4 protein-coding genes and 1 pseudogene are annotated in these 10,234 nt (G+C 57.3%); all 5 read left to right on the forward strand.

What is annotated here, in order from left to right; all coding sequences use genetic code 11:
- Positions 1-275 precede the first annotated feature (275 nt).
- The gene (locus CMN27_RS08755; RefSeq protein ID WP_293625655.1) at positions 276-3,491 is read left to right on the forward strand and encodes a helicase-related protein; all 3,216 of its coding nucleotides are present in this window, start codon (positions 276-278) and stop codon (positions 3,489-3,491) included.
- Entirely contained in the window at positions 3,491-4,243 is a 753-nt protein-coding gene (locus CMN27_RS08760) for a DUF4391 domain-containing protein (RefSeq protein WP_293625656.1), read from the forward strand. The genes CMN27_RS08755 and CMN27_RS08760 overlap by 1 nt, the downstream gene beginning before the upstream one ends.
- 18 nt (positions 4,244-4,261) lie before the next feature.
- Positions 4,262-6,250, forward strand: a complete 1,989-nt coding sequence (locus tag CMN27_RS08765) for a site-specific DNA-methyltransferase (RefSeq protein WP_293625658.1) — start codon at positions 4,262-4,264, stop codon at positions 6,248-6,250.
- Positions 6,251-6,265: 15 nt separating this feature from the next.
- Positions 6,266-7,357 carry a virulence RhuM family protein gene (locus tag CMN27_RS08770; protein ID WP_293625659.1) on the forward strand — a complete coding sequence of 364 codons (1,092 nt, stop codon included), beginning with the start codon at positions 6,266-6,268 and terminating at the stop codon, positions 7,355-7,357.
- A pseudogene (locus CMN27_RS17430) lies at positions 7,354-10,135 on the forward strand (DEAD/DEAH box helicase family protein); the annotation flags it as partial. The gene CMN27_RS08770 and the pseudogene CMN27_RS17430, both read left to right, overlap by 4 nt.
- Between the last annotated feature and the right edge of the window lie 99 nt (positions 10,136-10,234).

The raw sequence follows: 10,234 nt of genomic DNA on the forward strand, positions 1-10,234 counted from the left end.
CATAGTCCGTTTCGTTAATCGCGAGCGGTACCGGAAAGACTACGATGGCGCATAAATCGCGAGCGAAACCGAAGGGCTTGGACCGGCCATTGAATGGGATGGCCCCTAGCTCGTGCGAACATTGCCCGAGGCTAAGGCTTGAGCGTTAAGCGAGGCCCTAGACCCACATTCTTTTATCGGCCAGCGAAGAAGACGTGTAAAACCGACGTCGCAAAGTCGCTAGTCCAACGGATTCGTGAAGTGCTAGCGTTACGGCATCGTGATGGGGGCGTCGGATGCTAGTCGATAATCGTAAGCACGGAAATGTCGGGGACCTGATCTCCGACCACCTTAGTGCGGGTTCAAGCTTACTGATGCTTTCGTCGTCCCTTTCAGCGTTTGCGTTCGACGCACTACGCAACTCACTAATACAGATCGAATCAGCGCGCGTCCTTGTCCCTGCGCTTGACGAAGATAGTTCGGTGGCCGATACGCTCAAGCTCGCCGGCGACGCCCATGAACGATCGCTGCGAAATCGATTGATCCTGCCTGCCGTGGCTCGCGAGTTCAGCGACTGGATTGAATCGAAGTCTTTAGTTCGATCAATGAAGCGGCCGGCTGGTCATAATCTCTTCGTTACCGAACGAGATGATCGTTCTCTATTTGCCCTGCATGGCAGCTCTTCCTTTAACGCTGTAGGTATCGGTCGTATTCCCGGCGAGGGTTACGACCTGAACAACGCGAGCGACAACGCGGATGAAGCAGCTGCGCTGGCAGAGAGCTTTCAAACGATGTGGGCTGACGCTGGTGCTTCTCGCGACGCGAAATATGGCGTGCTGCAAGCACTCGAAAACCTTTACGCAGACAAATCCCCCGAGCAGATCTACTTCTTGATGCTGCACGCCCTCTTCGAGGACTACCTCGGCGAGCTGGATGAAGAAAACATCATCAAGACCCGTACGGGCATCAAGGACACGGTCGTCTGGAACAAGCTGTACCGCTTCCAGCGCGACGGGGTGCTGGGCGCGATCGACAAGATCGAGCGCTTCAACGGCTGCATCCTGGCGGACAGCGTGGGCTTGGGGAAAACATTCGAAGCGCTGGCGGTGATCAAGTATTACGAGCTGCGCAACGACCGCGTGCTCGTGCTCGCACCCAAGAAGCTGCGCGAGAACTGGACGCTCTATACCGTCAACGACACGCGCAATCTGCTCGCCGATGACCGCTTCAACTTCGACGTGCTCAACCACACGGATCTGACGCGCGAAGGCGGATATTCCGGTGAAATCAACCTCGAGACGGTCAACTGGGGCAATTACGACCTCATCGTCATCGACGAGTCGCACAACTTCCGCAACAACCCGCCTCGCAAGGATGGGCTCACCCGTTACGGCCGGCTCATGCGCGACATTATCCGCGCCGGCGTGAAAACCAAGGTGCTCATGTTGTCGGCCACGCCGGTCAACAACCGCATGAACGACCTGAAGAACCAGATCGCCTTTATCACCGAAGGCCGCGACGATGCGCTATACAACGAAGGCGTAGCTAGCATCGACGCCACGCTGCGCGGTGCGCAAAAACGCTTCAACGCCTGGCTTCGCGAGGACGAAGAGACCCGCTCCTCTGCCAGTTTGCTGGATGCGCTCAACTTCGACTACTTCAGCCTGCTCGATCGCCTGACCATCGCGCGCTCGCGAAAACACGTCGAAAAATACTACGACATGAGCGAGATCGGCAGCTTCCCGCGCCGTCTTTCGCCGCACAATCTCTACCCCGCCATCGACAGCGAAAACCAGTTCCCCGAGCTGCGGGAAATCAACCGCGATATCCGGCGCCTGAACTTGAGCGCCTACGCGCCGCTGAAATACGTGTTGGCCGAGAAATTGCCCGAGTACAGCCGTAAGTACGACATGACCATGGCCAGCGGCTCGGTTTTCAAGCAGATCGACCGCGAGGAAAGCCTGATCCACCTCATGCGCGTGAACTTGCTCAAGCGCATGGAGAGCTCGATCCACGCCTTCGCGCTGACCGTGAATAAGCTGTTGGAGGGCGTACGCGAACTCAAAGAACGCCTCGACAACCACGACGCCTCCGATATCGAGGAATGGAGCATCGAGGACATCGCCGTCGAAGACAACGCGTTTGATCCCTACCTGGTCGGCAACAAAATCAAGGTGCTGATTCGCGACGTGGACCGCATCCGCTGGCGCCAGGAGCTGGAAGAAGACGAAGCGCTGTTGGTGAAACTCGTACGCGAAGCGCGAGACATCGGCCCCGCCCGCGACGCCAAACTCGCCGCCCTGCGCGCGTTGATTGCGGATAAAGCCGGCAACCCGATCAACGCCGACAACCGTAAGGCGCTCGTCTTCACGGCCTTTGCCGACACGGCAGAATATCTCTACACCCAGATCGCGGATTGGGCGCAGAATGAACTGGGCCTGCACGTCGGCAAAGTCACTGGCCAGTCCAGCGGCAACCGCAGCACGGTCCCCGGCCTGCGGCGAGATATACCGTCGATACTTGCCGCCTTCTCGCCGGTCTCCAAGGAGCGCGGTGGCCATCCGAATGAAGGCGCCATCGATATCCTCATCGCCACCGACTGTATTTCCGAAGGCCAGAACCTGCAGGACTGCGACCTGCTGGTGAACTACGACATCCACTGGAACCCGGTGCGCATCATCCAGCGTTTCGGCCGCATCGACCGGCTGGGCTCGACCAACGATGTCATCCAGCTCGTGAACTTCTGGCCGAACATGGAGCTGGACGAATATATCGACCTCGAAGCACGCGTGGCCGGGCGCATGGTGCTGCTCGACATCTCGGCCACCGGCGAAGAGAACGTCATCGAAACCGCCGAAGGCGACGCGATGAACGACCTCGAATACCGCCGCCGACAGATGCACCAGCTACAGCACGACGTGCCGACCATCGAAGATCTGTCCGACGGCATCTCGATCACCGATCTCACGCTCAACGACTATCGGCTGGATCTGGGCGAATACTTGAAAGAGCACGGCGATACGCTCGCCCAGATGCCGCTTGGCGCCTATGCCGTCACCGGAATCGACGACCTCATCGCCGACGAAGGGCTCGCGCCGGGCGTGATCTTCTGCCTGCGCAACATGAACGCGCGGATCCACGGCGACCCGACCTATGCGCTGGCGCCGCACTATCTTGTCTACGTGGGCAATGACGGTAGCGTGCGACGCAACTTCACCCACGTGCGGCCCATACTCGATGCGCTGAAGCGCTTATCGCTCGGCCGTGGGCGGCCGGACCGCCCCGCCGTCGCCCGCTTTAACGAGGCTACGAATCACGGCTGGGAGATGGCGTACTACCGCGAGCAGCTAGCGCGAGCGGTCACTGCCATTACGGGCAAGGCCGAAGAACAAGGCGTGGCCAGCCTGTTCCAGCCCGGCGGCACGGTGATCAGCCGTGATACGTTCCAAGGTAGCGACGATTTCGAAGTGGTGGCTTTTCTCATCGTCCAGAGTGAGGCGCAAGCCGCCTGATGACCTTCGATGACGCGCAACTCGGCCTGCCCGACGCCGCCCGGCTGGGCAAGCGTATCCACAAGAAACTGTTCTTTGAAAACGCCGATCTGTCGGCGGCCGACCGCCGCGCCTTCACCGAAGACATCGATACCGTCACCTGGCAATACACGCTCAAACCCAGCACGATCAACGTCAACGCTTACCGCGACGACGAGCGCGATTACGGCGAACTCGCCGTTGTACACGCCACGCTCAAAAGCCCAAAGCACGCCGCGCGATTAGCCGAACGGATTCACCGCGCCATTCCGTATCCGCTGCTGCTGGTGCTGACTTACAATGCCCAATGGGCATTAAGCACCGCGCACAAACGCGCCAGTCGCGCCGAAGCCGGCGTAACGATAGCCGAAGACATCCGCACCACGCGCTGGATCGACTCGGACACGCCCACCGACGTCGAACAGGCGTTTGTCACCAGCCTGGCGCTTGACGAACTGCCGCAGACCGACTTTTATGCGCTCTACTCGGCTTGGCACCAGCGCCTGATCGCGCTCGCCTGCGCCCGGTTAAGCGGCCGGTTTCATCTACCGACAGAACACGACACACGCAGCGCGCAACGCGAGCGGCTGGCTAACTGTCATCAGCTCGAAAACGAAATCGCGCGGCTGCGAAACGAGATCAAGAAAGAAACCCGCTTCAACCGACAGGTGGAGCTCAATACACGCATCAAGGGGCTGGAAGCGACGCTACGCGATACCGCCACCGCCCTGTAACGCCCAACAAGACATGCCATGGACAAGCTGGACCCCAAAACCGACGGTGCTTCGCAAGACATCGTCGCCGACAATATCGACAAACTCCGCGAGCTCTTCCCGGACGCCTTCACCGAAGGCGCGGACGCCGACGGCCCGCGCTGGAAAGTGGACTTCGACGCGCTCAAGGCTTGTCTCGGCGAGTACGTGGAAGACGAGCACGAGCGCTACAGCTTTACCTGGAACGGCAAGGCCCGCGCCCGGCGCATCGCCCAAACACCATCGGCCGGCACGCTACGCCCCTGCCCGGAAGAATCCGTCAACTGGCATACCACACAGAACCTGTTCATCGAAGGCGACAACCTCGAAGTGCTAAAGCTCCTCCAGAAGTCGTATCACAAGCAGGTCAAGATGATTTATATCGACCCGCCCTATAACACCGGCGGCGAATTCATCTACCCGGATCGGTTTCAGGACAATCTGGATACTTACCTTCGCTATACGGGACAAAAGGACTCGGAAGGTCGTTCAATTTCTGAGAGCCGAGACTCGTCAGGCCGTTATCACACGAACTGGCTGAACATGATGTTCCCTCGCTTGAAATTAGCGCGAAATCTGTTAGCAGAAGATGGAATTATATTTTTATCTATCGATGACCACGAATTACACAATATTTGCGCTGCATGTGACGAAATATTCGGGGAAGAAAATAGAATCGGAAAAATAATCTGGAAAAATGCTACTGATAATAATCCAACCAGAATAGCCGTAGAGCATGAATATATCCTAGCGTATTCCAAGAACTTGCCATCGTCTAAAGCCGTATGGAAGTCCAAAATCTCAGAGATCAAAAACAAACTGCGAGATGTTGCAGATTATTTTATTAAAACTTACGAAGATAGCGAAACACGTCAAAAAGCCTACTCTTCATGGTTCAAAGATAACAAACCCTATTTATGGCCGCTAGACCGATATAAGTATATCGACGAGAACGGTATATTCACAGGAAGCCAAAGCGTCCATAACCCCGGCCGGGAAGGTTATCGTTACGACATTTTGCACCCTGTTACCGGTAAACCCTGCCAACAACCTTTGATGGGATATCGATTTCCACCGGAAACCCGAGACCGCCTCCTCGCAGAAAATAGGATCCTCTTCGGCGATGACGAATCAAAAATTGTCGAACTGAAGGTCTATTCCGATGAGTTCGAGGATAAGCTTTCAAGCGTAATAAATTTGGACGGCCGTCTCGGAATGTATGACTTCCGCGCCTTATTTTCGGACGAAGGGAAAATCTTCACTAATCCGAAACCAGTCAAACTACTTTCTCAGCTAATGTCGTTTGTTACTGACGGTCAAGACATAATTTTAGATTTTTTTGCGGGATCGTGTGTTCTCGGGGAAGCTGTTATGCACATTAATGCTTCGGATAACGGAGAAAGACGATTCATATTGGCTCAATTGCCTGAACAACTAGATGCAACTTCGGAAGTCGGAAAAAAAGCTTTAAAGCATGGCTATTCGACCATTGCCGACATAGGAGCAGAGCGGCTTAGACGGGCTACTAAAGCTTATTCTGAGAAAGCAAACAATGGTACCGCGGACGCTACGCTTGGTTTTAAAGCCTACAGGCTTTCATCGAGCAATATTACATCTTGGAGCCCGAGCCAATCAGATTTACAAACCTCGTTACTGGATAGCGTTGAGAATATCAAGGAAGAGCGAAATGGTTTGGATATTCTAAGCGAGCTGTTGCTGAAATACGGCCTCGACTTGGCCGAGCCAATTGAAGAACGCGAGATCAACGGCAAAGCCGTGCATATCATTGGCGCCGGCGCGCTCGTCGTTTGCTTGGCCGACGCGGTCGACCTCGATCTAGTCAACGGTATCGCGGCACTCAAGGCCGAGCTGGCGCCGGAAGTCATGCGCGTGGTGTTCAAGGACAACGGCTTCACCGACGATGTGGTCAAGACCAACGCGGTGCAGATTCTTCGCCAGGCCGGCGTGGAAGATGTGAAGAGCCTCTAGCCGTAACGCGTAACCATGCAGTCCAACGACGAAAAAGACGACGGTAACGCCGACGACGATATCCGCTCCGCCTCGGGCGAAGTGCTGTTCTATCAAACCGCGGACGGCGAGACACGGATCGAATGCCGCTTCGAGGACGATACCGTTTGGCTAACGCAGGCGTTGATGGCGGATCTGTACCAGGTGACGGTTGCAACGATCAACGCGCACCTGCGTTCGTGCTTCGAGTCCGGTGAGCTGGATCGCGATCGAACTATTAGACAATTTCTAATAGTTCGCGAAGAAGGCGGGCGCGAAGTCTCGCGCGAGATCCGCCATTACAACCTGGATGCCGTGCTCGCCGTCGGCTACCGCGTGCGCAGCCAGCGCGGCACGCAATTCCGCCGCTGGGCCACCGAGCGGCTGCGGGAATATCTAGTCAAGGGCTTCGTCATGGACGACGAGCGCCTGAAGAACCCGCCCGGCCCCGGCGTGCCCGACTATTTCGACGAGCTGCTGGAACGCATCCGCGATATTCGCGCCAGCGAGCGGCGCATGTATCTACGGGTGAAAGAGATCTTCACGCTGGCCGCGGACTATGATCCGGGCGATGCCGAAACCACGCGATTCTTCCAGCATATCCAGAACAAGCTGCACTATGCGGCCACGGGCCACACGGCAGCCGAACTGATCTATCAGCGCGCCGATCATACCCAAGCGAACATGGGGTTAACGAATTGGGAGGGTGAGGCGGTGCGTGCGCGAGACGTGCCGGTCGCCAAGAACTACCTGAGCGCCGGCGAGATCGACGACCTGAACCGTATGGTCGTCATGTGGCTCGATTTTGCCGATAACCAGGCCCGCCGCCGCCAGCAGATATTCATGCAGAACTGGCAGGACAAGCTCGACCAGTTTCTCGAATTCAACGACTGGCCGGTGCTTGATGGCCATGGCCGTATGCGCAAGCGCTCGGCCGACGACAAGGCCAAGAACGAGTACCGCCAATTCGATACACGTCGTCGCGCGCTCAAGGAAGCCGAGGGCGAAGCGGATACGCTACGCGCGCTCGAAGACATCGCGCGCCAGGCGCCGCAGCGCGACGACGATAACGGGGACAACCAGGGATGAAGTTTCAGTTCGACGCCGAGCTCGATTATCAGCGCGAGGCTATCGACGCCGTCACCGATCTGTTCGAAGGCCAGGAGATCTGCAGCACGAATTTCACTGTCGCACCGCTGAAAGACGATCCGCAGATGGGTTTGAGCCTTGGCCAGTCCAGCGGCGATCTGGGGATGGGTAACCGACTGCGCTTGCTGGACGAAGACCTGCTCGAAAACCTACAGGCCATTCAGCTGCGCAACGGCCTGGCCCCGGCCAGCGAGCTGGCCTCGCGCGATTTCACGGTGGAGATGGAGACGGGCACCGGCAAGACGTATGTCTACCTGCGCACGCTGTTCGAGCTGAACCAGCGTTATGGCTTCACCAAGTTCATCATCGTGGTGCCGTCGGTGGCCATCAAAGAGGGCGTGTACAAATCGCTCCAGATGACAGAGCCGCACTTCAAGGGGCTGTACGACAACACGCCGTTCGATTACTTCGTCTACGACTCGCAAAAACTCGGGCAGGTTCGCAACTTCGCGACCAGCGACACCATTCAGATCATGGTGATCAATATCGATGCGTTTCGTAAAAGCTTCGATGATCCGGACAAGGCCGACAAGGCCAATATCATCCACCGCCCACATGACCGGATGACGGGCAACAAGCCCATCGAGTTCATCCAGGCCACACACCCGGTCGTGATCATCGACGAACCCCAGAGCGTTGCGAATACCGAGAAAAGCCGCGAGGCGATCGCCCAGCTCAACCCGCTGTGCACGCTGCGCTACTCCGCCACCCATCTGGACAAACACCACATGGTGTACCGGCTCGATTCCATCGACGCCTACGAACGCAAGCTCGTCAAACAGATCGAGGTGACAGGCGTCGAGGTGCGCGACAGCCACAACAAGGCGTACATCAAGCTGCTCCAGACCGATAACCGCAACAGCCCGATCCGCGCGCAGGTGGAAATCGACGCGCTGCAGAAAGGCCTGGTCAAGCGCAAGAAGAAATGGGTGCGCAGCGGCGAGGACCTGCTGGACACCACCGGCGGCCGCACGGTCTACGACGGCTATATCGTCGACGACATTTACTGCGAGCCGGATAATGAATACATCAGCTTTACCAGCAAGCCGGAAGTCATCCGCCGCGGCGAAGTGATCGGCCAGGTGAATGAAGACGAATACAAGCGCCTGCAGATCCGCAAGACCATCGAAGAGCATCTGGACAAGGAGCTTCAACTCACGCCGATGGGCATCAAGGTCTTGAGCCTGTTCTTCCATCGATCGCGTGGCCAATTACCGCGACTACGACGCCGATGGCGAGCCACAGCCCGGCAAGTACGCGCGTATGTTCGAGGAAGAGTATATCCGCGCCGCGCGGTTGCCGAAGTATCAATCGCTTTTCGGCGAAGTGGATATCGAGACCGAGGCACACGCCGTTCATAACGGCTACTTCGCCGCCGACAAGAAGAAAGACGCGCGCGGCAACGTACGCCTGAAGGATTCGAAAGGCGAAGGCAAGACACAGGCCGACGAAAGCGCCTATCAGTTGATCATGCAGGACAAGGAACGGCTGCTGAGCTTCGAGTCCCGGCTGAAGTTCATCTTCTCGCACTCCGCACTACGCGAAGGCTGGGACAACCCGAACGTATTCCAGATCTGCACGCTTAACGAGACTGCCTCGGTGATGAAAAAACGCCAGGAGATCGGCCGCGGACTGCGCCTGGCGGTAAACCAGAGCGGCCAGCGTGTTCACGGCTTCGAGGTGAACCGCCTGACGGTGATGGCCAACGAATCCTACGAGGATTTCGCGCGCCAGCTACAGAAAGAGATCGAGCAGGACGAAGGCATCCGCTTCGGCGTGGTGGAGAAACATCTGTTCGCCAGCATTCCGATCACCGATGACAACGGTGAGACGGGGTATTTCGGCACCGAACTGTCCGAGACGGTCTGGCAGCATCTGCTCGAACACGACTATATCGACGCCAAGGGCAAGGTGCAGGACGCACTCCGGGCCAATCTCAAGGCCAACACGGTGTCCCTGCCGGACGAAGCCGCCGAACACGCGGGCGCCATCAATGCCGTGCTGCGCAAGGTGGCCGGCCGCTTGAATATCCAGAATCGAGACGACCGCCAGGAGGTCAAGCTCAACAAAGCCGTCTACCTGAGCCCGGAGTTCGAAGCGCTCTGGAACCGGATCAAATACAAGACCACTTACCGCGTGGACTTCGATGTGGAGAAACTCATCGAATGCTGTGCGACGGAAATGCGCGATCAGCTGCGGGTGGGCAAGGCCAAGTTCATCACGCGTACCGCGCGGCTGGACGTGAATCGCGGTGGCGTCGAAGCCACCGAAGTCAACGAAACACCGGCCACCTATGACCAACGCGACTTCGCCCTGCCCGACATCCTGAGCTTTCTACAGAACGAGACGAACCTCACTCGCCGCACGCTGGCCCGTATTCTCGTCGACAGCGGCCGGCTCGAGGCTTTCAAGAACAACCCGCAGAAATTCATCGAACAGACGTTACAGATCATCCGCAATCAGATGCGCCTGTTCATCGTCGACGGCATCCAGTACCACCGCATCGGCGACGACAGCTTCTATGCGCAGGAACTGTTCGACTTCGACGATGAAGACGTGGCACCGCTAGCCGGTTATCTATCGAGCAACATGCTTGAAGCCGAGAAGTCAGTCTACGACTATGTCATCTACGATTCGGATGTCGAAAAAGACTTCGCCCAGGCCTTCGAGCGCAACGACGACATCAAGCTGTACGCCAAGCTCCCGCCGTGGTTCCAGAGAGCTACGCTCATTTCTGGTGTATGAGCGATTGAAGGAGGCGGCACCCACCTGCTGAAATTAGTAAGACCAATCACTGATTTCAGACGACAGAAGAGG

It is taken from the genome of Salinisphaera sp. (assembly GCF_002729955.1).
Lineage (GTDB): Bacteria > Pseudomonadota > Gammaproteobacteria > Nevskiales > Salinisphaeraceae > Salinisphaera.